This is a genomic window from Streptomyces sp. NPDC007917 (genome assembly GCF_042959105.1).
GTDB lineage: Bacteria > Actinomycetota > Actinomycetes > Streptomycetales > Streptomycetaceae > Streptomyces.
On the sequence record NZ_JBIBKK010000008.1, the window covers coordinates 328,836 to 352,972 of the forward strand.

18 protein-coding genes are annotated in these 24,137 nt (G+C 74.3%); 14 read left to right on the top strand and 4 right to left on the bottom strand.

Going from position 1 to position 24,137, the window contains the following annotated elements:
* Positions 1–13: 13 nt before the first annotated feature.
* Together ACFZDL_RS18620 and ACFZDL_RS18625 are read right to left on the bottom strand one after the other, a co-directional pair.
* Entirely contained in the window at positions 14–1,816 is a 1,803-nt protein-coding gene (locus ACFZDL_RS18620) for a DUF5691 domain-containing protein (protein WP_353588390.1), read from the bottom strand.
* A complete protein-coding gene (locus ACFZDL_RS18625) occupies positions 1,813–3,276 on the bottom strand; it encodes an SWIM zinc finger family protein (RefSeq protein WP_353588388.1) in 1,464 nt (487 codons plus the stop codon). The genes ACFZDL_RS18620 and ACFZDL_RS18625 overlap by 4 nt, the downstream gene beginning before the upstream one ends.
* 194 nt (positions 3,277–3,470) lie before the next feature.
* On the opposite strand from ACFZDL_RS18625, the gene ACFZDL_RS18630 reads away from it, so the two are divergent.
* The 8 genes from ACFZDL_RS18630 to ACFZDL_RS18665 all read left to right on the top strand — a co-directional run bounded on the left by ACFZDL_RS18630 (position 3,471) and on the right by ACFZDL_RS18665 (position 15,397).
* On the top strand, positions 3,471–4,610 hold the full coding sequence (locus ACFZDL_RS18630; RefSeq protein WP_353588939.1) for an AAA family ATPase: 1,140 nt from the start codon (positions 3,471–3,473) through the stop codon (positions 4,608–4,610).
* A gap of 71 nt (positions 4,611–4,681) precedes the next feature.
* Complete coding sequence (locus ACFZDL_RS18635; RefSeq protein ID WP_353588937.1) at positions 4,682–7,144, top strand: DUF5682 family protein; 2,463 nt, start codon at positions 4,682–4,684, stop codon at positions 7,142–7,144.
* Positions 7,141–8,352 carry a VWA domain-containing protein gene (locus ACFZDL_RS18640; protein ID WP_353588386.1) on the top strand — a complete coding sequence of 404 codons (1,212 nt, stop codon included), beginning with the start codon at positions 7,141–7,143 and terminating at the stop codon, positions 8,350–8,352. Before ACFZDL_RS18635 ends, ACFZDL_RS18640 begins: the two co-directional genes overlap by 4 nt.
* Before the next feature lie 171 nt (positions 8,353–8,523).
* Positions 8,524–9,357 (top strand): hypothetical protein, encoded by an 834-nt coding sequence (locus ACFZDL_RS18645; RefSeq protein ID WP_353588384.1) that lies wholly within the window; start codon positions 8,524–8,526, stop codon positions 9,355–9,357.
* Between the two features lie 97 nt (positions 9,358–9,454).
* Positions 9,455–10,828: a hypothetical protein gene (locus ACFZDL_RS18650; RefSeq protein ID WP_353588382.1), complete on the top strand. Its 1,374-nt coding sequence runs from the start codon at positions 9,455–9,457 to the stop codon at positions 10,826–10,828.
* A gap of 351 nt (positions 10,829–11,179) precedes the next feature.
* On the top strand, positions 11,180–12,355 hold the full coding sequence (sucC, locus tag ACFZDL_RS18655; RefSeq protein ID WP_353588380.1) for an ADP-forming succinate--CoA ligase subunit beta: 1,176 nt from the start codon (positions 11,180–11,182) through the stop codon (positions 12,353–12,355).
* A gap of 20 nt (positions 12,356–12,375) precedes the next feature.
* Positions 12,376–13,260: a succinate--CoA ligase subunit alpha gene (gene sucD / locus ACFZDL_RS18660; protein WP_014177349.1), complete on the top strand. Its 885-nt coding sequence runs from the start codon at positions 12,376–12,378 to the stop codon at positions 13,258–13,260.
* Positions 13,261–13,489: 229 nt separating this feature from the next.
* Positions 13,490–15,397: a DUF6350 family protein gene (locus ACFZDL_RS18665; RefSeq protein ID WP_353588378.1), complete on the top strand. Its 1,908-nt coding sequence runs from the start codon at positions 13,490–13,492 to the stop codon at positions 15,395–15,397.
* Here ACFZDL_RS18665 and ACFZDL_RS18670 read toward each other — a convergent pair.
* Together ACFZDL_RS18670 and ACFZDL_RS18675 are read right to left on the bottom strand one after the other, a co-directional pair.
* Entirely contained in the window at positions 15,394–15,831 is a 438-nt protein-coding gene (locus ACFZDL_RS18670) for a DUF4267 domain-containing protein (RefSeq protein ID WP_353588376.1), read from the bottom strand. The two genes, ACFZDL_RS18665 and ACFZDL_RS18670, sit on opposite strands and share 4 nt — an antisense overlap.
* 228 nt (positions 15,832–16,059) lie before the next feature.
* On the bottom strand, positions 16,060–17,019 hold the full coding sequence (locus ACFZDL_RS18675) for a hypothetical protein (protein ID WP_353588374.1): 960 nt from the start codon (positions 17,017–17,019) through the stop codon (positions 16,060–16,062).
* A gap of 429 nt (positions 17,020–17,448) precedes the next feature.
* Here ACFZDL_RS18675 and purN point away from each other — a divergent pair, with 429 nt between their 5' ends.
* From purN to ACFZDL_RS18705, 6 genes are all read left to right on the top strand, one after another.
* Complete coding sequence (gene purN, locus ACFZDL_RS18680; protein ID WP_353588372.1) at positions 17,449–18,099, top strand: phosphoribosylglycinamide formyltransferase; 651 nt, start codon at positions 17,449–17,451, stop codon at positions 18,097–18,099.
* Positions 18,096–19,682, top strand: coding sequence for a bifunctional phosphoribosylaminoimidazolecarboxamide formyltransferase/IMP cyclohydrolase (gene purH, locus ACFZDL_RS18685; protein ID WP_353588370.1), 1,587 nt, complete (start codon positions 18,096–18,098; stop codon positions 19,680–19,682). Before purN ends, purH begins: the two co-directional genes overlap by 4 nt.
* Before the next feature lie 136 nt (positions 19,683–19,818).
* Positions 19,819–20,727 (top strand): bifunctional methylenetetrahydrofolate dehydrogenase/methenyltetrahydrofolate cyclohydrolase, encoded by a 909-nt coding sequence (locus ACFZDL_RS18690; RefSeq protein ID WP_353588368.1) that lies wholly within the window; start codon positions 19,819–19,821, stop codon positions 20,725–20,727.
* The gene (locus ACFZDL_RS18695) at positions 20,717–21,298 is read left to right on the top strand and encodes a DUF3017 domain-containing protein (protein ID WP_353588366.1); all 582 of its coding nucleotides are present in this window, start codon (positions 20,717–20,719) and stop codon (positions 21,296–21,298) included. The genes ACFZDL_RS18690 and ACFZDL_RS18695 overlap by 11 nt, the downstream gene beginning before the upstream one ends.
* Positions 21,299–21,666: 368 nt before the next feature.
* Positions 21,667–22,824 (top strand): DUF2690 domain-containing protein, encoded by a 1,158-nt coding sequence (locus ACFZDL_RS18700; RefSeq protein ID WP_353588364.1) that lies wholly within the window; start codon positions 21,667–21,669, stop codon positions 22,822–22,824.
* A 291-nt stretch (positions 22,825–23,115) separates the two neighbouring features.
* Positions 23,116–24,105, top strand: coding sequence for a malate dehydrogenase (locus tag ACFZDL_RS18705; protein WP_353588362.1), 990 nt, complete (start codon positions 23,116–23,118; stop codon positions 24,103–24,105).
* Positions 24,106–24,137 lie beyond the last annotated feature (32 nt).

The following is a 24,137-nucleotide window of genomic DNA, read 5'->3' on the forward strand; positions in this document are numbered from 1 at the left end:
CGGCGACGCGGTCCTAGGGGGCCGGCGCCGGGCCGGTCGGTGATGGGCGGGTCGCCGCTGTGCCGGGTGGTTCGAGCTCGCGGCGCATCGCGGCGCGCAGCCGGAGCGTGCCCACCAGACGCTGGAACGCCTCCGACCAGTAGCTCCCGGCACCGGGCGAGCCGTCCGCCGACTCGTCCGGTATTGCGGTGAGCACTTCCAGCCGGTCGGCCTGGTCCGGGTCCAGACAGCGCTCGGCCAGCCCCATCACGCCGCTGAAGCTCCAGGGGTAGCTGCCCGCGTCACGGGCGATGTCGAGCGCGTCCACGACCGCCCGGCCCAGCGGCTGGGCCCACGGCACCGCGCACACCCCCAGCAGCCGGAAGGCGTCGGACAGCCCGTGGGCCGCGATGAAGTCCGCGACCCACTCGGCCCGCTCGCCCGGCGGCAGGGCGGACAGCAGCTTCGCCGGGTCGCGCCAGGACGCGGCGGCGGGCAGGGCGGCCCCGCCCGGCGCACCGGGGCCGGGGGCGGCGGTGGGCGCGGCGGGTGGCGCGGACGGCGCGCCGAGCAGGGCGCGGGACCACTCCACGTTCCGCTGCCGGACGGCCGCCCGGCACCACGCCGCCTGAAGGTCCGCCTCCCAGCCGTCGGCGACCGGCAGCGCCACGATCTCGGCCGCGCCGCGCCCGCCGAACCAGTCGCTCCAGCGCTCCAGCGGTGTCGCCTCCACCAACTGGCCGAACCACCAGGCGCGCTCGCCGCGCCCCGAAGGGGGCTTGGCCACGACGCCGTCGCGCTGCATACCGCCGTCGCACTCGGCCGGCGCTTCGATGGCGATGACCCCGGAGGTGAACGAGACACAGGCCCTGGACCGCTCGGCCATACGGGAGGCCAGCGCCGAGCCGGGGAGGGCGGACAGCAACTCGGCGGCCGTGGCCCGGACGTTGCGGCTGCGGTCGGCCAGGGCGTGCTCCAGGAACGGCTCGTCGGACGGGGAGAGATCGTCGCGGAGCGAGTCCAGGAACATCAGCCGGTCCTCGGCGCGCTCCATGGACCAGGTGCTGCCGAGCAGGGCGAGGCCGAGCTCCGGGTCGCGGTGGCGCACCGTCGCCAGCAGCGAGACCCGCTCGGCGAACAGGCCCTCCTCCCACTGGCGCCGGACCCCGGCGGGCACGGCCGGGACGGCGGGCATGGAGTCGGGCGGGGCCGAGGCGCCCGGCGCCACCCGGGCCGTGCCCGCGGGGGCCGTGCTCCCGGGGGCATCCGGGGGGCACGGCGATGCTGAGGCCCCGGCATCCGCGTCCACCGCCGCCAACGCTTCCGCCGCGCGCCCGCCACTGCCGCCGCGCAGCGCGAACCTCCACTCCGGGTTGAGCCTGGCCAGCCACAGGATCCGCGGGCCGCCGAGCGCGAGCGCTTCCGGGCGCAGATCGGTGCGCGCGCGGGCCGCGTCCAACAGGGCCGGGAGGAGGGCGTCAGGCGCGCGGTAGCCGTGCTGGTTGGCCATGGTGAGCCACTGCGGAAGCAGTTCGGCGAGGTCGGGCGCGGAGCGCCGGCCGCCGCCGGGGGCCGAGCGGCCGGCCAGCAGCATGGCCAGCCGGCTGCGGGCGGCCGGTGGCAGCGGCGGGCGCGGGTCCTCGGGCGCGGGGGCGGGGGCCGGCCGGGAGGCGGCGGGGCGCAGCCCGGCCCGCCGCCGCACGGTGCTGAGCGCCGCGGCGTCCAGCAGGGCGGCGGGCGCGTCCTGGCCGGGGCGCGGGGTGAGGGGCGGGGTGCGGCGCTCGGTGCCGAGCAGGGCGGCGGCGACCAGGTCGTCCCAGGGCGCGGTGGTGCTCACGGCATGCCTCCATGCTGTGTCGATCCGGAGCCGGACGGGCTCTGGAGCGGGACGGGGGCCGGGTCCCAGGTGGTGATCGGGGCGAAGCCGCGGTGGCCGCATTCGCCGAAGACCGTGACGGGGCCGCCGCCCGAGATCGCCGTCAGCTGCCACAGCTCCGTACGCCCCGTGCACCGGGGGTCGATCGGCAGGGCGGAGCCGGTCCGGACGTCCGCCAGCTGCCAGTCCTCCTCGCCGCCCGGGATCGGGGTCACCCCCGCGAGGACGACCGGCCAGCCCTCAAGCCACGGGTCCTCGCGCAGCGCGTCCCCATAGGCGGCCAGGGCCGAGGCGATGTCGGTCCCCGTCGGCACCTCGGACGAGGGCGCGGCGGACGCGGAGGACGGTGGGGAGGGCGCGGGGGACGGCGGCGGGTCCGGGCGGCGGGTGCCGAGCGCGGCCCGCAGCGGGCGCCCGGCCGGGTAGTACGTGAGGTCGGCGTCCAGCACGATGCCCACCGGCAGGGCCAGTTCGGGGGAGTGCCCGGCCGCCCCGAAGGAGAGCAGCAGCGCCATGCGGCCCGTGTCCTGGCCGCGCAGCCAGATCCGGCGCGTCGTCAGCCTGCCGTCGGCGCTGTCCTGCAGGCCGAGGACGAGCCAGCGGTCCCGGACGGGGGTGCCGGAGGCCAGCAGCTCGGCCGTGGTCGTGGTGAGGCCGACACGCGAACGGGTCGTTACGGCCAACGCCTCCGGAAGCCGGTCCAGGCGCAAGAAGCCTTGGTTCAGCAGGTGGAGGAGGGCGCACTCCTCCAGCAGGCGCGCGGGCCAGCCCGGCCCTGAGGAGGGGATGGCTCCCAACTCCCGCACCCGCGCGCCCAGGCCGGGCGCCTGCGCGTCCACCATGCGCGCGGCCGTCTCGTCCCACGTCGCGTAACCGGCCTGGCCGGCGCCGGCCAGGCCCTCGCGGAGCAGATCCGCCAGGCGCTGCTCCAGTTCGGTGGCGCCGGCGGCGATGCGCTGGGCGCGCCGCTCGGCCCGCCGCCTGGCCGCCTCGGGATCGGCGACGCCGCCCGACTCCTTCCGCCCCTCTGCCGCCCCCTCGGCTCCGGCGACGGCCGCGGACGCCGCGCGCTCGGCGCGCTCCCGCCGCTCGCTCAGCCACTGCCCGGCCCACTCGGGCGGCCCCTCGACCTCCGGGACGCCCCCGCCGCCCGCCCACAGGAGCAGCAGGCCGAGCGCGTGCTTGCACGGGAACTTCCGGCTCGGGCAGCTGCAGCGACAGCCCGGCCCGTCCAGGTCGACGACGGTCTGATAGGGCTTGCTGCCGCTGCCCGCGCACAACCCCCACACACCCCGGCCATGCGCCCCCGCGCCCGACCACGGGCCGGGCGTGGCGAGCTTGCCGCCCGCCTTGCGTGAGGCGGCGTCAGGAGCCAGGGCAAGCACCTGCTCCGCCGTCCAGCGTTCCCCCTGCGCATTCATGTCCCCGACGGTACGTGCACCCACTGACAACGGCCTTGACCTGCTGGTTTGTTGGCGTGCGGGGTGGTTGTCAGTGGTGTGGTGCAGGGTGGTTCCCGGGTCCGGAAACGGACGGAGAGACGAGTCGTGGGGGAGCTGTGACCGTGCCTGTGCCCAGCGGAGACGAGACCGCCGAGACCGCTGAGACCGCCCAGATCCGCGGCGACGCCGCCGCCGGAGCCGCCGACGGCGCGGCGGGGGCCGCCGGGGGCGAGGCCGAGGCCCTGCGCCCGCATGCCGAGGACGCCTTCGCCGACGAGCTCAAGGCGCTCGCCGCGGCGGACGACCGCCCGCGGCCCGCCCGCTGGCGCCTGTCGCCGTGGGCGGTCGCGACGTATCTGCTCGGCGGCACGCTGCCGGACGGCACCGTGATCACGCCCAAGTACGTGGGTCCGCGCCGCATCATCGAGGTCGCCGTCACGACCCTCGCCACCGACCGCGCGCTGCTCCTGCTCGGCGTGCCCGGCACGGCCAAGACATGGGTCTCCGAGCACCTGGCGGCGGCGGTCAGCGGCGATTCGACGCTGCTCGTCCAGGGCACCGCGGGCACGCCCGAGGAAGCCATCCGCTACGGCTGGAACTACGCCCGGCTCCTCGCCCACGGCCCCAGCCGCGACGCGCTCGTGCCGAGCCCGGTGATGCGGGCGATGGCGGAGGGCATGACCGCGCGCGTGGAGGAGCTGACCCGTATCCCGGCCGACGTCCAGGACACGCTGATCACCGTCCTCTCGGAGAAGACCCTGCCGATCCCGGAGCTGGGGGAGGAGGTCCAGGCGGTCCGCGGCTTCAATCTGATCGCCACGGCCAACGACCGCGACCGGGGGGTCAACGAGCTCTCCAGCGCCCTGCGCCGCCGGTTCAACACGGTCGTGCTGCCGCTGCCCGCGACCGCGGAGGAGGAGGTCGACATCGTGGCCCGCCGCGTGGCCCAGATCGGCCGCTCGCTGGATCTTCCGCCGGCTCCCGAGGGCGTGGCCGAGATCCGCCGGGTGGTCACGGTCTTCCGCGAGCTGCGGGCGGGGGCGACGGAGGACGGGCACACCAAGCTCAAGTCGCCGTCGGGCACGCTGTCGACGGCCGAGGCGATCTCCGTGGTGACCGGCGGGCTCGCCCTCGCCGCCCACTTCGGCGACGGCGTCCTGCGGGCGGGCGATGTGGCCGCGGGCATCCTGGGCGCGGTGGTCCGCGACCCGGCGGCGGACCGCGTCATCTGGCAGGAGTACCTGGAGACGGTGGTCCGCGAGCGCGACGGCTGGAAGGACTTCTACCGCGCGTGCCGCGAGGTGAGCGAGTGAGCGCCGCCGCCCCGGGCCGCGAGGCACCCCCGCCGGGCCCTGGGCCCGCCGCGGCCGAGCCGCCGTGGCCGCTGCTCCTGGGCGTACGGCACCACGGCCCGGGCTCCGCGCGGGCGGTCCGGGCGGCGCTCGACGCGTGCGAGCCCGACACCGTGCTCATCGAGGGGCCCCCGGAGGCGGACGCGCTCGTCGGCTTCGCCGCGGAGGAGGGCATGCGGCCCCCCGTCGCCCTGCTCGCCCACGCGGTGGGCGACCCGGGGCAGGCCGCGTTCTGGCCGCTGGCCGAGTTCTCGCCGGAGTGGGTGGCCGTTCAGTGGGCCCTGTCCCACGGTGTCCCGGTGCGGTTCATCGACCTCCCGGCGGCGAACTCCCTGGCCATGGCGGACCGTACGGATGCGGAGGGGGAGGCCGGTGCTGAGGTGTCGGATGGGGAGCCGGCCGGGCGGCTGCGGGTGGATCCGTTGGCGGTGCTCGCGGAGGCTGCCGGATACGACGAGCCGGAGCGCTGGTGGGAGGACGTCGTCGAGCACCGTGGCGCCGGCCCGGGGAGGGCGGGCGCGACTGACAGGGCTGACGGGGCGGGCTGGGCCGACGGGGCCGGGGCCGTCGCGTCGTTTGCCGCGCTCGGCGAAGCCATGGCCGCGCTCCGCGCCGAGTACGGCCACGGCGGACACGAGCACGACGCCGCGCGCGAGGCGCAGATGCGGCTGCGGCTGCGCGAGGCGCGGCGGGAGTTCGGAGACCGCGTCGCCGTCGTGTGCGGGGCCTGGCACGTTCCGGCGCTGGCCGAGCGGACGACCGTGACGGCCGACCGCGGGCTCCTCAAGGGGCTGCCGAAGGTCAAGGCCGAGCTCAGCTGGGTGCCGTGGACACACCGTCGGCTGGCCCGGCACAGCGGCTACGGCGCGGGGATCACCTCCCCCGGCTGGTACAGCCATCTCTTCCACGCCGCCGACCGCCCGCTGGAGCGCTGGCTGACCAAGGTCGCCGGGCTGCTGCGCGCCGAGGACTTCGCCGTCTCGTCCGCGCATGTCATCGAGGCCGTACGGCTCGCCGAAACCCTCGCCGCCGTGCGCGGCCGGCCGCTGGCCGGGCTCGCCGAGACCACGGACGCGGTGCGGGCGGTGATGTGCGAGGGCTCCGACGTGCCGCTCGCGCTCGTCCACGACCGGCTGGTCGTCGGGGACGTCCTGGGCGAGGTGCCCGAGTCGGCGCCCGCCACTCCGCTCCAGCGGGACCTGGCGCGCACCCAGCGTTCGCTGCGGCTCAAGCCGGAAGCGCTCGACCGCGAGGTGGAGCTGGACCTGCGCAAGGAGAACGACATCGCGCGCAGCCGCCTGCTGCACCGGCTGCGGCTGCTGGGCGTCGACTGGGGGACCCCGGCCGCCTCGCGCGGCAGCACCGGCACGTTCCGGGAGACCTGGCGGCTTCGCTGGGAGCCGGAGCTGTCGGTGCGGGTCGCCGAGGCCGGGGTGTGGGGCACCACCGTCCTGTCGGCCGCCACGACGAGAGCGGAGGCCAAGGCGGTGGACGCCACCGCCCTCGGCGAGGTCACGGATCTGGCCGAGCGCTGTCTGCTCGCCGGGCTCCCCGACGCGCTCCCGGTCGTCATGCGCGCGCTCGCCGACCGGGCCGCCCTCGACGCGGACGTCGGACATCTCGCCCAGGCCCTGCCCGCGCTCGTCCGCTCGGTGCGCTACGGGGACGTGCGCGGCACGGACACCGCCGCCCTGGCCGAGGTCGCCGTGGGACTGGCCGAGCGCGTCCTGGTCGGCCTGCCACCCGCCTGCTTCGGCCTCGACACCGACGGCGCCGCGGAGATGCGCGGCCATATGGAGGCCGTGCACCAGGCGGTCGGCCTGCTGGCCGAGATCCGGGCAGACGGTGGGGGCGGTCGGCCCGTCGTTGGGCTGCGGGGGCGCTGGCTGGGGGTGTTGCGGGGGCTTGCGGGGCGGGACGGCGTGTCAGGGCTGATCCGTGGCCGGGCCGCGCGTCTGCTGCTGGACGACGGGCGGCTGGCCGAGGGCGAGGCGGCCCGGCTGATGGGGCTGGTGCTCTCGCCGGGCACCGCGCCGACCGAAGCGGCGTCCTGGATCGAGGGATTCGTAGGGGGCGGTGCCGGCGGCGCGGGCGGCGGGATGCTGCTGGTCCATGACGAACGGCTGCTCGGCCTGCTCGACAGCTGGCTCACGGGCGTTCCGGCGGAGGCGTTCACGGACGTACTGCCGCTGCTGCGGCGCACGTTCGCGGCGTACGACGCCGGGGTGCGGCGCACGCTCGGCGAGTTGGTCCGCCGTGGACCGGCGGCGGCCGGTGGCGCGCGGCCGGCCGGTGGTCCGCCCGCGCCCGGGTTCGGGCCCGGCCTGGAGGAGGGGCGCGCGGCGGCCGCCCTGCCGACGGTCCGTCTGCTCCTGGGCCTCGACGACAGCGACATCGGCCATGGCGGCGACATCGGCCACGACAGCGACATCGGCCACGGCGGCGACGTCAGCCGGAGCAGTCACGACAACCACGTGCCGGAGGGGGCCGGATGACCGGGGAGACGGCCGGGGAAGCCACGGACGAGCGGCTGCGCCGCTGGCGGCTGGTGCTCGGCGGGCAGGGCGGCGACGGGACCGGACGCGCGCTGAGCGGGCAGGACGCCGCGATGGACCGCACGCTCGAAGCGCTCTACGGGGCGGGCGGCGGGACGGGCCCCGGCGGGGGCGCGGCGGGCGCCGCCCGGGGCGGCTCCCCGGGGAGCGGTCCGCGCGCGGCCGGGCTCGGCGGCTCCGCGCCCCAGGTGGCCCGCTGGCTCGGCGACATCCGCCGGTACTTCCCCACCTCCGTGGTCCAGGTCATGCAGCGCGACGCCATCGACCGGCTCGGCCTGTCCGCGCTGCTCCTGGAGCCCGAGATGCTGGAGGCGGTGGAGGCGGACGTCCACCTGGTCGGGACCCTGCTCTCGCTCAACAAGGCGATGCCGGAGACGACGAAGACCACCGCCCGCGCCGTCGTCCGCAGGGTCGTGGAGGACCTGGAGAAGCGGCTGGCCACCCGCACCCGCGCCACCCTCACCGGCGCCCTCGACCGCACGGCCAGGACCAGCCGCCCGCGCCACCGCGACATCGACTGGGACCGCACCATCCGCGCGAACCTGAAGAACTACCTCCCCGAGCACCGCACCGTCGTCCCCGAACGGCTGATCGGATACGGGCGCGCGGCGCACGGGGTGAAGAAGGACGTGCTCCTGTGCATCGACCAGTCGGGGTCGATGGCGGCGTCCGTCGTCTACGCCTCCGTCTTCGGCGCCGTACTGGCCTCGATGCGCTCCCTCGCCACCCGGCTCGTCGTCTTCGACACCGCCGTCGTGGACCTGACGAAGGAGCTGGACGATCCGGTGGACGTGCTCTTCGGCACCCAGCTCGGCGGCGGCACGGACATCAACCGGGCGCTCGCCTACTGCCAGTCGCAGATCACCCGCCCCGCCGACACCGTGGTCGTTTTGATCAGCGATCTGTACGAGGGCGGCATACGCGACGAGATGCTGGGCCGGGTCGCGGCGATGAAGGCGTCCGGTGTGCAGTTCGTCGCGCTGCTCGCGCTGTCCGACGAGGGCGCGCCCGCCTACGACCGTGAGCACGCCGCGGCGCTGGCCGCGCTCGGCGCGCCCGCCTTCGCCTGTACCCCCGATCTCTTCCCGGACGTCATGGCCGCGGCGATCGAAAAGCGCCAACTACCCATACCGGACAAGGAGCTGTAACCCTAACCGGGGGGTTGCGCCGCCCCCCGCCCGTCGTGCAAGGATCAACCCATCGCCGCGGAAGTGAATCTGACCTTCCGATTGGTCGATTCACCTCTGCTTAGCCCTGTTCCGTGTGCCCGTATGCCCGTACGTCTGGGAAGGCCCCCGCTCGTGTCTGCTGTGTCCGCCATGCCTGTCGCAGTGCGCCTGCCGCGCACCGCGGCCGCGCGGCGGGCGCTGCTGGCGGCGCTGTTCCTCGGGGGTTTCCTGGCGCTCGCGTTCCTCTTCGGGGGCAGCGCGCACGCCGCGGACCGTACGGACGCGGGCGGGGCGGCCGACTCGTCGACCGCCTCCGGGCTGCTCGGCCCGGGCAGCGCGGACAACACAGTGGCGCGGCACACGAAGGACGCCACCGGGGCCGCCAAGGTCACCGATGGCGCGGCCCGGATCGCCGACGACGCCGTGCGGGATGCCGTACGGCCCGTCGAGAAGCAGACCCGGGAGCTCACCGAGCCGGTCACCGACCTGCTGGACCAGGCGGGCCGCTCCCTGCCCGTCCACCTGCCCTCCGACGTGCTCCGCGGGGCGGGCGACGACACCGGTCCGAGCGGTTCCGTGCCTGCTCATCAGCCGTCCGACGGCCACCGGGCCAAGGGCGGCGAGGCCTCCGGGCACCCGGCCGCGCGCGCCGCTTCCCGTATGGGGCCCATGGCCCCGCGGTCGGCCGTGACCGCGCCGCGCACCGTCACCGACCACGACCGGGCCCCGGTCGTGCGGGCGGCGCACGGCCCGGCCCAGGGCGACGGCGTTCCGGCGCCGCTCCCCCTCCCCCTCCCCGGTTCCCCGGCGGGGGCCGTCTCCCAGTGCACCGGCGACAGCGGCGCCCCCCGTGGCGGGGACACCCATGCCGCCCTGGTGCCCGGCGGCCAGGCGAGCCACTGGCTGCGGCCCGGCGCCGTCCGCGCCGAGAGCTCCGCGCCCACGCGTGAGCGGTTCAACGAAGTCCTCGAATTCCCCGGCTAGGGCAGACCTTCACCCCGTCTGTTTGAGACCTGCCGCGCGGGGGCGGGTCAGGTCTGCCCGTCCGAACATCCCCCTGAATTCGAAGGACTTCCCCCTCATGCGTAACAACATCCGCCGTTCCATCCTCGTCGCCGCTGCCGCCACCGGTATCTGGGCCCTCGGCACCGCCGCCGCCAACGCGGCCGAGGTCCCCGAGGTCCCGTCCACCGACAGCGTCACCAGCACCGTCGGCGGCGCCACCAAGACCGCCGGGGACGCGCTGCCGACCGACGGCGTCAAGGACGTGACCAACGGGGTGGCCGACACCTCCGAGGTCACCGGTGCCGCCGGCAAGGCCGTGGACGGCGCCAAGGCCACCGTGGACGGCGCGGCCTCTAAGGTCACCGGCACCGCGAAGGGCGCCCTGCCGGGCGTCGGCGACGTGACCGGCCTGACCGACGGGGTGACCGACGGCCTCGCCAAGGGCGCCACCGACAAGGTCGACCCGGCGAAGACGGTCAAGAAGGCCAAGAAGACCGTCAAGAAGGCCAAGAAGACCGTCAAGAAGGTCATTGGCGGTGTCGACCTGCCCACCGGCGAGGTGCCCGGCGTCGTGCCGCAGCTCCCCGGCCTCGGCTCGCTGCCGTCCGTGCCCGCCACCCCCTCCGTGCCCGCCCTCCCCTCCGTTCCGGGCGAGCTGCCGGCCGTCCCGGCCACCCCTGAGCTGCCCGCCACCCCCGGCTCGGCCGACAACCTGCTCGCCGCTCTCTCCGGCGCGGGTGTCCGTCCGGAGGAGCTGGCCGGCAAGGCCCAGCGCGCCGTGGCCGACGCCCAGGCGACCGCCGGTTCCGTGGCCCCGGGCGAGCTGCCCCCGGCCGGGAACGACGTCGTGGCGAAGGTGACCCCCGTGGCCCAGCAGACCGTCGGTGACGCCGGCCTGCTGGCCGACGATGTGTACCTGCAGGTCGCGCCGTACGCCCAGAACCTGGCCAACGGCGCCCAGGACAACGTGACGGGCGTGGCCGCCGACAGCGTGCTGCTCGTGCAGGGCCTCACCTGGACGGTGACCGCCGACGGGCAGATCGCCGTCGGCAACGCGGCCGCGGGCGCCCGGACCCTGGTCCCGGCGCTGCCCGGCGACCTGAGCGACCTGACGGACGCCGCCAACATCCCGGGCCTGCCGGTCCTGCCGGGCGTCCCCTCGGTCCCGGCCGACCTCCCGGCCGTCCCGGTCACGGGCCTGCCGACGGTTCCCGCCGACCTCCCGGCCGTCCCGGCCGACCTCCCGGCCGTCCCGGCCGACCTGCCCACCGTCCCGGCCGCGGACCTGCCGGCTGTTCCCGCCGACCTGCCGACGGTTCCCGCCGACCTGCCCGCCGTCCCGGCGGAGCTCCCGACCGTCCCGGCCGCCGAGCTGCCGGCCGTTCCGGCCGACCTGCCCACCGTCCCCGGCATCGACGGCGTTGACGGCCTCGGCGGGCTGAACGTCTGATGACACCACCTGCCGTACGCCGTACGGCATCTGCTTGACCGATCGGGCGGCCCTCGTTGGGGAGGGGGCCGCCCGACCGGTTTTTCCGGCTTCCCGGCCCGCTCGCACCCCTCCGAGCAGCAAGGCTGTACAAAGATAGGTGGGTATGGTCGCGATCTGTGACCGTAATCACCGCGCCAGTGTGATCTGCGATTTAGGGTCGCACGTCCTGCGGGGATAACCTGCGAGACGGACATGCCGCGTACTCGGCGCACGTGTGCCGCCTCGTCAAAGATCGCGTCCTCACGCTGCCACCGCGGCACGCCCGCGCAGACAACGAACCGCGATTTCCAGGAAAAGGGACGGACGCGCGTGGACCTGTTCGAATACCAGGCGAGGGACCTCTTCGCCAAGCACGGTGTACCGGTGCTGGCCGGTGAAGTCATCGACACGCCTGAGGCGGCGCGCGAGGTGACCGAGCGACTGGGCGGCCGCGCGGTCGTCAAGGCGCAGGTCAAGGTCGGCGGCCGCGGCAAGGCCGGTGGCGTCAAGCTGGCCTCTGACGCGGATGACGCGGTCACCAAGGCCACCCAGATCCTGGGCATGGACATCAAGGGCCACACGGTCCACAAGGTGATGCTGGCCCAGACCGCGGACATCAAGGAGGAGTACTACGTCTCCTTCCTGCTGGACCGCACCAACCGCACCTTCCTCGCCATGGCGTCCGTCGAGGGCGGCGTGGAGATCGAGGTGGTCGCTGAGCAGAACCCCGAGGCGCTTGCCAAGATCCCGGTCGACGCCATCGAGGGCGTGACCAAGGAGAAGGCCGCCGAGATCGTCGCCGCGGCGAAGTTCCCGGCCGACATCGCCGATCAGGTCGCCGAGGTCCTGCAGACCCTGTGGAAGGTCTTCATCGAGGAGGACGCCCTCCTCGTCGAGGTCAACCCGCTGGTCAAGACGGGCGAGGGCAAGATCATCGCCCTGGACGGCAAGGTCTCCCTGGACGAGAACGCCGCCTTCCGCCAGCCCGAGCACGAGGCGCTTGAGGACAAGGCCGCGGCCAACCCCCTTGAGGCGGCCGCCAAGGCCAAGGGCCTCAACTACGTCAAGCTCGACGGCGAGGTCGGCATCATCGGCAACGGCGCGGGTCTGGTCATGTCGACCCTCGACGTCGTCGCGTACGCCGGTGAGAACCACGGTGGCGTCAAGCCCGCCAACTTCCTCGACATCGGCGGCGGTGCCTCCGCCGAGGTGATGGCCAACGGCCTGGAGATCATCCTCGGCGACCCGGACGTCAAGTCGGTCTTCGTCAACGTCTTCGGCGGCATCACCGCCTGTGACGCCGTGGCCAACGGCATCGTCCAGGCCCTGGAGCTGCTGAAGTCCAAGGGCGAAGAGGTCACCAAGCCGCTCGTCGTGCGCCTCGACGGCAACAACGCGGAGCTGGGTCGCAAGATCCTGACCGACGCCAACCACCCGCTCGTGCAGCAGGTGGACACCATGGACGGAGCGGCCGAGCGCGCCGCCGAGCTCGCGGCTGCGAAGTAAGGGAACAGGTCACCAACACCATGGCTATCTTCCTCACCAAGGAAAGCAAGGTCATCGTCCAGGGGATGACCGGGTCCGAGGGCCAGAAGCACACCCGTCGGATGCTCGCCTCGGGCACCAACATCGTCGGCGGTGTGAACCCGCGCAAGGCCGGTACGAAGGTCGACTTCGACGGCACCGAGGTACCGGTCTTCGGCACCGTCAAGGAGGCCATCGAGGCCACCGGCGCCGATGTCACCGTCATCTTCGTCCCGGAGAAGTTCACCAAGGACGCGGTCATCGAGGCGATCGACGCCGAGATTCCGCTCGCCGTCGTGATCACCGAGGGCATCGCGGTCCACGACACCGCCAACTTCTGGGCGTACGCCGGCCAGAAGGGCAACAAGACCCGCATCATCGGCCCGAACTGCCCGGGTCTGATCACGCCGGGTCAGTCGAACGCGGGCATCATCCCGGCCAACATCACCAAGCCGGGCCGGATCGGTCTGGTGTCGAAGTCCGGCACGCTGACCTACCAGATGATGTACGAGCTGAGCGACATCGGCTTCTCGTCCTGCGTCGGCATCGGCGGTGACCCGATCATCGGCACCACCCACATCGACGCCCTGGCCGCCTTCGAGGCCGACCCCGACACCGACCTGATCGTCATGATCGGCGAGATCGGCGGCGACGCGGAGGAGCGGGCCGCGGACTTCATCAAGGCCAATGTCACCAAGCCGGTCGTCGGCTATGTGGCGGGCTTCACCGCGCCCGAGGGCAAGACCATGGGCCACGCCGGTGCGATCGTGTCCGGTTCCTCCGGCACCGCGCAGGCGAAGAAGGAGGCCCTGGAGGCCGCGGGCGTGAAGGTCGGCAAGACCCCGTCCGAGACCGCCCGCCTGGCGCGCGCCGCGCTGGCCGGCTGACGCCGCCGAGGCGCCGCCGGCCGGAGCGTACGGCTCACGGACGCGGGCCCGCATCACCCATGGGTGATGCGGGCCCGCGCCTTTTGCTGTTCCGGATGCCACGGCTCCGGCTGACCCCCTGCCTTTCAGCGCGCCTTTACCCCGAAAGGTGCATAAGCGCAATCTTTGCGACACGGCGACTAATCGCCTGATGTACGGATGAAACGGAGGTTATTGGCAGCATGGGTGCGTGACCCAATTGACCGATCGCAGCCCGTCGTTGTCCTCCTCCGGCCGCGCCGCGCTCCGGCGCCCCTCCTCCGCGGTGAGAGAGGCGTTCCTCGGCGGCGTCGTCGCCGCGGGGCTCGGTCTTGGCGTGCTCGCCGTCGTCGTACTCCTGCTGTGGATCACCTCCTCGGCGCCCGAAAGCAGCCCGGACGGGGCCCTGCACATCGCCGCCGACCTGTGGCTTCTCGCGCATGGCGCGGAGCTCGTACGGACCGGGACGCTGTCGGGGGGCTCCGCGCCCGTCGGGCTCACCCCGCTGCTGCTCAGCGCCCTGCCGTGCTGGCTGCTCTACCGGGCCGGGCGCCATGCGATCGAGACGGGTGTGCCGGAGGAGGCGGAAGAGGCTGCGGGGGCGGCGGGCGGCCCGGGGCCGTGGGTGCCCGAGGAGGCCACGCTCCACCCTCGCACCGCCTTCGGATGGGTGACGGCCGGCTATCTCCTGGTCGGGGTGGCCATCGTGGTGTACGCGTCGACGGGGCCGCTGCACGCCGAGGCGTTCAGCGCCCTGCTGCATCTGCCGCTCGTCGCCGCGGCGGCCGTCGCGGTGGGGGTGTGGGCGGCGGACGGGCGGTTCCCCAGACCGCTGCCGCCCGCCTGGGTGCGCGAGGCGTGGCGCCGGTGGCGAGGCAGGCTGGGCAGCTGGCTGCGCGCGCGGTTGGCCGCCCGGGCGCCGCGCGCCGTACAGCTGATCTCGGCCCGTCACCGGCTCAAGCGTGTGGTGCGTCTGGTGCGCCTGGTGTGTCTCGTGCCCTTCGTACGGCTCCGCTCGGCCATCGGGCGCCGGGGCGCGGCCCCCGGCGCCGCCGCCCCCCGGCCTCCGGCCTACCGGACCCCCGCCTTCCGTGCCGCCGTGCTGCGGGCGGCCGGGGGCGCCGTGGTCGTGCTGCTCGGCTGCGGCGCGCTGTTCACGGCGGTGTCGCTGATGAGCCACGCGGGCGCGGTGCAGTCGGCGTTCCTGGAGCTCAGCGACGTGTGGTCCGGCCGTTTCGCGGTGCTGCTGATCAGCCTGGCGCTGCTGCCCAACGCGTTCGTCTGGGGCGCCGCGTACGGACTCGGCCCGGGGTTCACGGTCGGCTCCGCCGCCGTCGGCCCGCTCGGCGTGGCGGACTACCCCGACCTGCCCCACTTCCCCCTGCTGGCCGCCCTGCCCGCCGAGGGCAGGGGCGCCCCGCTGAGCTGGCTGACGGGGTGCGCGGCGGGGGCGTCGGTGGCGTGGTTCGTGGCGGCCGCGGCGGTACGGAGGGTGGACGGCGCGGAGCGCGGCGCCAAGGGCGCGGGCGAGGGCGGGGGCGAGGGGCGGCGGAGGCCGCGCCCGACCGTGTCGGTGTGGGGGTGGGCCCAGACCGCCCTGATGGCCGCGGGCGCCTCGCTCGGCTGCGCGGCCGCGATGGCGCTGCTCGCCGGTGCGTCGGGCGGGGCCCTGGGCACCCAAGGACTCGCCGAGCTGGGCCCGAGCTGGTGGCGTACGGGCGCGGCGACGCTGACCTGGACGGCCCTGCCGGGAATCCCCGGCGCGGTGGTCCTGCGGTGGCTCCGGCTGGTCGTGCCCGTGGTCATGGCCTGGCTGGCCCGGAAGTCCGAGGCCCGCGCCTGGGCCGCCTCGGCGACGCCCGCCCCGCGGCCGGACGGCGACGAGCGGGAGGACGACGACCGGCGGGACGCCACCACGGCGCCCGGCCGGCGGGACGCCACCACGGCGCCCGGCCGGCCGGATGGCGCCACGGCGCCCGCGCCGTGGTGGCGGCAGTTCCTCCCGCGCGCCGGCGCGGAGCCCGGGCCCGGCGCCGACCAGCCGGCAGCGCCGGCCGGCACCGGCGCGCCGCCCCCCGGCCCGGAGCGGCGCCGCGAAGCGGGTGCCCCGGGCCGTTAGGCGCTCAAGGTCTGTCGCGCGGGGGAGTGCGCCGTGCGCGTACGCCCCTCCGCGCGCCCCTCCGTGATGAGCATCCCGGCGGTCAGCAGCAGGACGCAGGCCGCGGAGACGTGCACGCTCAGCGCCGTGGTGAGGGTGCCGCCGTGTGTGACGACCGCCAGCGCGTCACCCAGCGGGACGATCGCGTCGATCAGGACCACCCACCCCAGCGCGCGGCGCTGTCCGAGCGCGAGCAGGAGCAGGCCGGTGGCTCCGATGGCGAGATCGCGCACGCCCTTCACGACGAAGTAGCCCTGGGCATTGCCCTGCGGCCACGGCTCGATGCCGAAGCCGTTGGGCGCGCCGTGCGGGTTCAGCAGGAAGTTCAGGCCGAAGAACAGGGATGCGGCGGCGCACAGAACGGCCAGGACGGTAGTGATGCGCTGCTTCGACATGAGTCCCCCACAGGAGCGAGTAGAGCCCGGAATCGGATTACCTAGCGACGCTAGGCACATAAGCGATGCTAGTGGAGTGCTGCTCGATTGTCTAGCGTCGCTAGTCATCGCGGGCGGCGTCTCATGGCTCGTGTGGTGACGAGGTGTTCGCCAGGCCGCGAGCGTTCCGGCACGCGAAAGGGCGGCCGCGACGCCAGTCCGTCGCGGCCGCCCCTGGGACTTCTGGGGTCAGTCCTCCGTGCTGAGCAGCGGGCGGAGCTGCTTGGGCAGCAGGTCCTCGCACGCGTGCCGGGAGGTTTGGGTGAGGGAGTCGTCCACACAGGAGTAGTAGTCGCTGTAGACGATCTGGACGGTGAAGGTCGCGAGGACGATGGCCAGCGCGAGACCGCCCGTGACCAGCCCGCTGATCGCCGCGGTGGCCTGCGGTTTCGAGGGGCCGGTACCTGGGGCCGGGAGGTGGGCCGGGGTGGAGCCGGGGGCGGGCGGCGGAGCGTTCAGCGGGACGGCGGAGGGCGCCGGCGCCGGGCGGCGCGGCTTGGCGCGCAGGGCGCTGATGCCCCAGTAGACGGCCAGGGCGCCGAGCAGCAGCGCGATCTGGGGCAGGCTGAAGAGCGCGAAGAAGAAGCCCCACATGCCCGCGAGCAGCGCGTAGCGGGCGCGCCGCTGGGCCGGGTCGTTCGGGTCCCAGCGCGGGCCGCCGGAGCCGCCCTGGCCGCCCGTCCCGGCCGGGCGGCCGGGATTCGAGCCGAAGCCGCCGCTCTGGCGGCCGGGCTGGCGGCTGCTCCACTGGCTGCCCCAGACCGGAGGCTGCTGCGGCGGGCCGCCTTGGCCGCCCTCCTGGCTTCCCTGGTCTCCTTGGCCGCCCTGACCACCCTGGCCGCCCTGACCGCCCTGTATGCCGTCGCTGGGACCGCTGGGCCCGCCGGCGCCGCCGGGCGCACCGGGGCCGGACGGCCCGCCCGGCGCGGAGCGGCCGTCGTCCTCGCCACCGCTGCCGCCCTCACCGCCCGGCGCGGCGTCGGGCCGGTGCCTGGGCTGCCAGGGCTGGTCCGGCCGTCCCTCCGGCGGCGGTGCGAAGGGGTTGTCGTCCTCGCGCCCGGCGGGCGAGCCCTCGGGCGAGGCGGCGGAGGACGGGGACTGCTGCTCCCGCAGCAGCGGCGTCGTGCGCGACGTGCGGGCGTACCTCATCGCGGCCCCCCGGTACGCGCAGAGGTCGGCGTGAGGCAGTGAGCCGCGCGGCGGCGTCGGTCCGGCATGTGGAGGTGTCTTCCCCTTGTGTCGTCGTGATGCACGCAAGGCTTCCGTACGGCCTGCGCCGTACGGCTCCCCTTGCGCGGGACGCGACGGTGGTTCCCACGGCGTCAGTCGGATTCGCAGTCCAGACGCTACCTCCCGCGCCCGCCCCCGTCCCTCGGGGGCCGTTTCGTGTGCCGGTATCGTTGCTGACGGTCGGCGGCTTCGTAGAGTTCCCCGGAATTCATGACTCCGCGACCTTGTACGACCACACAAACGCAGTGGCGCCACCCCGCGCAAGCATCCGCACCACCCGCACCACCGGCCCACCAGCCCCGTATCACCCGCGCACCGCCCGCATCGCCCGCGAGAAAGATCCCCGCCGTGGCCTCCCCGCCTCCCCTCGCCGCCCGCTCCGAGCGCCCCGCCCGCCTCGTCGTCCTCGTCTCCGGTTCGGGTACGAATCTGCAGGCGCTCCTCGATGAGATCGCCGCCGAGGGCGCCGCCGGCTTCGGGGCGGAGGTCGTGGCCGTCGGCGCCGACCGCGCCGGTATCGCGGGCCTGGAGCGCGCCGAGCGCGCCGGGATCCCCAGCTTCGTATGCCGGGTGAAGGACCACGCCACCCGCGTCGAGTGGGACCGCGCGCTGGCCGAGGCGACGGCCGCGTACGAGCCGGACCTCGTCGTCTCGGCGGGGTTCATGAAGATCCTGGGCCCGGAGTTCCTGGCCCGCTTCGGCGGCCGGTGCGTCAACACCCACCCCGCGCTGCTGCCCAGCTTTCCCGGTGCCCACGGGGTGCGCGACGCGCTCGCGTACGGCGTGAAGGTGACCGGCTGCACCGTCCATCTCGTCGACGACGGAGTCGACACCGGCCCGATCATCGCCCAGGGCGTGGTCGAGGTCCGGGACGAGGACGACGAGTCCGCTCTGCACGAGCGGATCAAGGAAGTCGAGCGCTCGCTGCTCGTCGAGGTCGTGGGGCGTCTGGCCCGCAACGGCTACCGCATTGAGGGACGAAAGGTAATGATCCCGTGACCGCCGAAGGTACGAAGCGGCCCATCCGCCGCGCGCTGGTCAGCGTCTACGACAAGACGGGGCTCGAGGAACTGGCCCGGGGGCTGGACGCGGCAGGGGTCCAGCTCGTCTCGACCGGCTCGACGGCGGCGAAGATCGCCGCCGCGGGCGTCCCGGTCACCAAGGTGGAGGAGCTGACCGGCTTCCCCGAGTGCCTGGACGGCCGCGTCAAGACGCTGCACCCGCGCGTCCACGCGGGCATCCTGGCCGACCAGCGGCTCGAGTCGCACCGCGAACAGCTCGCCGAGCTGGGCGTCGAGCCCTTCGAGCTGGTCGTGGTCAACCTCTACCCGTTCCGGGAGACCGTCGCCTCGGGCGCCTCGCCCGACGAGTGCGTCGAGCAGATCGACATCGGCGGCCCCTCCATGGTCCGCGCGGCCGCCAAGAACCACCCGTCCGTGGCCGTGGTCGTCAACCCCGAGCGCTACGCGGACGTGCTGAAGGCCGCCGCCGAGGGCGGTTTCGACCTCGAACAGCGCAAGCGGCTGGCGAGCGAGGCGTTCCAGCACACCGCGGCGTACGACGTGGCGGTCGCCAACTGGTTCGCCGAGGCCCGCGGCGGAGCCGCTGATGGACACAGCGCGGCCGACGAGGGCCCCTGGCCGGACTTCATCGGCGTCACCTACGAGCGCAAGCAGGTGCTGCGCTACGGCGAGAACCCGCACCAGCCCGCCGCGCTGTACAGCGACGGCTCCGGCAAGGGACTCGCCCACGCGGAGCAGCTGCACGGCAAGGAGATGTCGTACAACAACTACGTGGACACTGAGGCCGCCCGCCGAGCCGCCTACGACCACGACCAGCCCTGCGTCGCGATCATCAAGCACGCCAACCCCTGCGGCATCGCGGTCGGCGCGGACGTCGCCGAGGCCCATCGCAAGGCGCACGCCTGTGACCCGCTCTCGGCGTTCGGCGGCGTGATCGCCGTCAACCGCCCGGTGACGGTCGCCATGGCCGAGCAGGTCGCCGAGATCTTCACCGAGGTCATTGTCGCCCCGGACTACGAGGACGGCGCCGTCGAAGTACTGGCCCGCAAGAAGAACGTCCGCGTACTGCGCTGTGCCGATGCGCCCGAGGCCGTCGTCGAGCAGCGCCCCATCGAGGGGGGCACGCTCGTCCAGATCAAGGACCGCTTCCAGGCCGAGGGCGACGACCCGGCCAACTGGACCCTGGCGACCGGCGAGCCGCTGGACGCCGCCGGCCTGGCCGAGCTGGCCTTCGCCTGGCGCGCCTGCCGGGCCGTGAAGTCCAACGCGATCCTGCTCGGGAAGGACGGCGCGACGGTCGGCGTCGGCATGGGCCAGGTCAACCGCGTCGACTCGGCGCGGCTCGCCGTGCAGCGGGCGGGCGAGGAGCGGGCCAGCGGCTCGTACGCGGCCTCCGACGCCTTCTTCCCCTTCCCCGACGGCTTCGAGGTGCTGGCGGAGGCCGGCGTCAAGGCCGTGGTGCAGCCGGGCGGCTCGGTCCGCGACGAGCTGACCGTCGAGGCGGCCCAGAAGGCGGGCGTGACCATGTACTTCACCGGCACGCGCCACTTCTTCCACTGAGTGGTACCGACCGAGGGCCGCACCTGCGACGCGCGGGGTGCGGCCCTCGGGCCGTGGGCGACACACCCGGCCCCAGACCGCCGCTGGGACCGGCCCTGATTGGAACAGACGTCCCCGAATCCGGGAGGATGAAGCCATGACCGCGCAGATTCTCGATGGCAAGGCAACCGCAGCCTCGATCAAGTCCGACCTCGTCAGCCGAGTGGAGGCGCTCAAGGCCAAGGGCATCCAACCCGGTCTCGGGACCGTGCTGGTCGGCGAGGACCCGGGCAGCAAGTGGTACGTCGCGGGCAAGCACCGCGACTGCGCCGAGGTCGGCATCGCCTCCATCCGGCGCGACCTGCCCGAGACCGCCACCCAGGAGGAGATCGAGGCGGCCGTACGGGAGCTCAACGAGGACCCGGCCTGCACGGGCTACATCGTCCAGCTGCCGCTCCCCAAGGGCATCGACGCCAACCGTGTGCTGGAGCTGATCGACCCGGCCAAGGACGCCGACGGGCTGCACCCGACGAACCTCGGCCGGCTGGTGCTCAACGAGACCGGCCCGCTGCCGTGCACCCCGTACGGCATCATCCAGCTGCTGCGCCACCACGGCGTGGAGATCAACGGCGCCCATGTGGTGGTCGTCGGCCGCGGTATCACCGTGGGCCGGTCGATCGGGCTGCTGCTCACCCGCCGCTCGGAGAACGCCACGGTCACGCTGTGCCACACCGGCACCCGCGACCTGTCCGGGCTGCTGCGCCAAGCCGACATCATCGTGGCGGCGGCCGGGGTGCGGCACCTGATCAAGGCGGAGGACGTCAAGCCGGGGGCGGCGGTGCTCGACGTCGGCGTCAGCCGGGACGAGCACGGCAAGATCGCCGGTGATGTGCACCCGGACGTGAGCGAGGTCGCGGGCTGGATCTCCCCGAACCCGGGCGGCGTCGGCCCGATGACCCGCGCCCAGCTGCTGGTCAACGTGGTGGAGGCCGCGGAGCGCGCCGCCAAGGCCGGCGGCGGTGACGGGGCAGGCGACGGCGACAGCGGTGCCGGACATGCCGGCTGAGGCCGATGAGCCGGCCGCCGAGCCGGCCGGACAGCGTTCCGCGGCGCCGCCGAACGGAGCGGCGCCGCCGAACGGAGCGGCTGCGCCGAGCGGAGCGGCTGCGCCGAGCGGCACGGCGGGGCTGAACGGGACGGCGGGGCTGAACGGAGCCGCGGCGCACAACGGAGCGGCCGCGCCCCCTGCGGCCAGATCGCGCCGCTTCCCCCTGATCACCCGGGACACCGCGCGCCCCGAGGGCGGCGGCCGCGCCGCGAGCGGCGCCGCCCCGGCGCCCGCCCGCCAGTGGCCGCTGCTGGTGGTGATGGCCGGCGTCGGCGTGGGGCTGCTGGTGGTGGCCCTGGACGCGTTCCGCGCGGGCACGATCCTGGTGGGGCTGTCCCTGCTGGCGGGCGCGCTGCTGCGGTGGGCGCTGCCGGAGGTCGGGATGCTGGCGGTGCGCTCCCGGTTCACCGACATGCTGACGTACGGGGTGCTGGGGTCGGCGATCGTGCTGCTGTCCCTGATGGCCCAGCCCAAGCCCTGGCTGAAGGTGCCGTTCCTGGAGGATGTGGTGCACTTCACCGTCCGCTAGGGCGATGAGGTCTCTGCCACCACCCGACCGCTCAGCGCCCGTGCACGACGACGGCCCGTCCTCTCCCCCGAAGAAGGACGGGCCGTCTGGCATAAGGGTTCTGTTAAGAGCCCTGCTGGATCAATGGACGTCGAGGGCCTGTGGCGCGGAAGTGACCATTCCGGTACGACGTCTCGGGCGCGCAACAGCCCCATAGGGGCGCATGGGGAGCGCGTCCGGGTCCGGAATGCTCCGGTGCGCCCCTGCTGGGGGAACTGTCATCCTTGGGCGGGGCATCTCCCGGGTAACGGATCGGGGACTGCCGGGGGTGCCCTCATGGGGGACGGGCACGGGAAGTTCACGGGTACACGGGGGGACAGGGGGAGGCAATGCCTCGGTGGAGGGAGCTGCCGGAAGAGCTCGATCCGCACGTTCGGGGGTTCGTCGGGCAGCTGCGCGGGCTCGTCGAGCACAGCGAGCTGAGCCTCGCCGCGGTCGCCGACCGCACCGGCTACAGCAAGACGTCGTGGGAGCGCTACCTCAACGGCCGTCTGCTGCCGCCACAGGGCGCCGTGGTGGCGCTGGCCGAGGCGACGGACACGGACGTCGAGCATCTGAGCACCCTGTGGGAGCTGGCGGAGCGCGCCTGGAGCCGCTCCGAGTCACGGCACGACGTCACGATGGAGGCGATCAGGGTCGCGCGGGCGCGGGACGCGCTGGGGGAGGGGGGCCCGCTGCCGCACTCCAGAAACGGCCGTACGGCGCAGGAGGCGGAAGCGGAGTGGGCCGGCGCCGAGCCGGCCCACGCTCCCGGGACGGCGGTGCGCAGGGCTGTCGCCGTGCCTCCCGAGCCGCCCGTGGCGGACCCTCCGCTCGTCGCCGCCGCACCGGCCTTCCTCCCCGAACCGCCGGATCAGCTGGGCCCGCCGCGCGCGGACGCCCCCACCGGCCCCGCCGGCCCCGGCGCCCCCGCCGACAGGCCGTCCTCGCCGGACGGCCGCCGTCGGCGCGTCCCGCTGTTCGTCGCCACGGCGGTCGGCGTGCTGCTCATGGGCGCGGCGGCGGTGCTCCTGGCCAACCCGGGCGGCCGGGCCGACGAGCGCGCCAAGGACCCGACGCCCGGGCGGACCGCGACCACCGGCCCCCGCCTGCCCAGCGGAGTGAAGTGCGCCGGTCAGGAGTGCACCGGCAAGGACCCCGAGACGATGGGGTGCGGTGGCGCGTACGCCAGGACGACCGCGAGCGTGACCGTGGGCAGCGCGTACGTCGAGGTGCGCTACAGCAAGGTGTGCGGTGCGGCATGGGCCCGCATCACCAAGGCCGCTCCCGGCGACCGGTTACAGGTGACCGCGCCCGCCCGGGGCGCGGTCGGCCCGGCGCGCACCGAGAACGGCAAGGTCAACGCCGACGGTGACGCGTACACCCCGATGGTCGCGGTCGGTTCCACCGCCCGCGCCGAGGCCTGCGCCACCCTCACCACCGGACAGCGCGGCTGCACCGCGACGGCCGCGGCGCGCTCCGGAGCGCCGGAGCGCGCCCCTCGGTGAGGCCCTGTGAGGACCACTAGGGGATCTTCGAGGAAATATCCGCGTCAGGGGGAATGCGCTCGCCGAATCGGGGCAGGCGCACGCCGAACCCCCCCCACGGGTGCGGCATGGCACCGCGGCGGCCGTCTGCTACTCCCCCTCCTCAGGCAGGCGGCCGCCGGCCGGGCCTTGTCCGCTGGCGGTGAGCAGTTACACAGTGGCCCCCGGGGCTCCGCACATCCCCGTCGGATAGCCTGACGCCGGTATCTCGACACCAAGAGATCGACAGAAAACACAGCGCAGGAGACCGCCATGACCCGCACTCCCGTCAATGTCACCGTCACCGGCGCGGCCGGCCAGATCGGCTACGCGCTGCTCTTCCGCATCGCCTCCGGCCAGCTCCTCGGCGCGGACGTGCCGGTCAAGCTGAACCTCCTGGAGATCCCGCAGGGGCTGAAGGCCGCCGAGGGCACCGCGATGGAGCTCGACGACTGCGCCTTCCCGCTGCTCCAGGGCATCGACATCAGCGACGACCCGAACGTGGCCTTCAACGGCGCGAACGTGGCGCTCCTGGTCGGCGCCCGGCCGCGGACGAAGGGCATGGAGCGCGGCGACCTGCTGGAGGCCAACGGCGGCATCTTCAAGCCGCAGGGCAAGGCCATCAACGACCACGCCGCGGACGACATCAAGGTCCTGGTCGTCGGCAACCCGGCGAACACCAACGCGCTCATCGCCCAGGCCGCCGCGCCGGACGTACCGGCCGAGCGCTTCACCGCGATGACCCGCCTGGACCACAACCGCGCCCTGTCGCAGCTCTCCAAGAAGACCGGCGTCCCGGTCTCGGAGATCGCCAAGCTCACGATCTGGGGCAACCACTCCGCCACCCAGTACCCGGACGTCTTCCACGCCGAGGTCGCGGGCAAGAACGCCGCCGAGGTCGTGAACGACGAGCAGTGGCTGGCCGAGACGTTCATCCCGACCGTCGCCAAGCGGGGCGCCGCGATCATCGAGGCGCGCGGCGCCTCGTCGGCCGCCTCCGCCGCCAACGCCGCCATCGACCACGTGTACACCTGGGTCAACGGCACCCCGGCCGGCGACTGGACCTCCGCCGGTGTGGTCTCCGACGGCTCGTACGGTGTGCCGGAGGGGCTCATCTCGTCCTTCCCGGTCACCGCCAAGGACGGCAAGTTCGAGATCGTCCAGGGCCTGGAGATCAACGACTTCTCGCGCACCCGCATCGACGCGTCGGTGAAGGAGCTGGAGGAGGAGCGCGAGGCCGTGCGCGGCCTCGGCCTGATCTGACGGCCGATCGCCCGCCGGCGGCCGATCGCCGA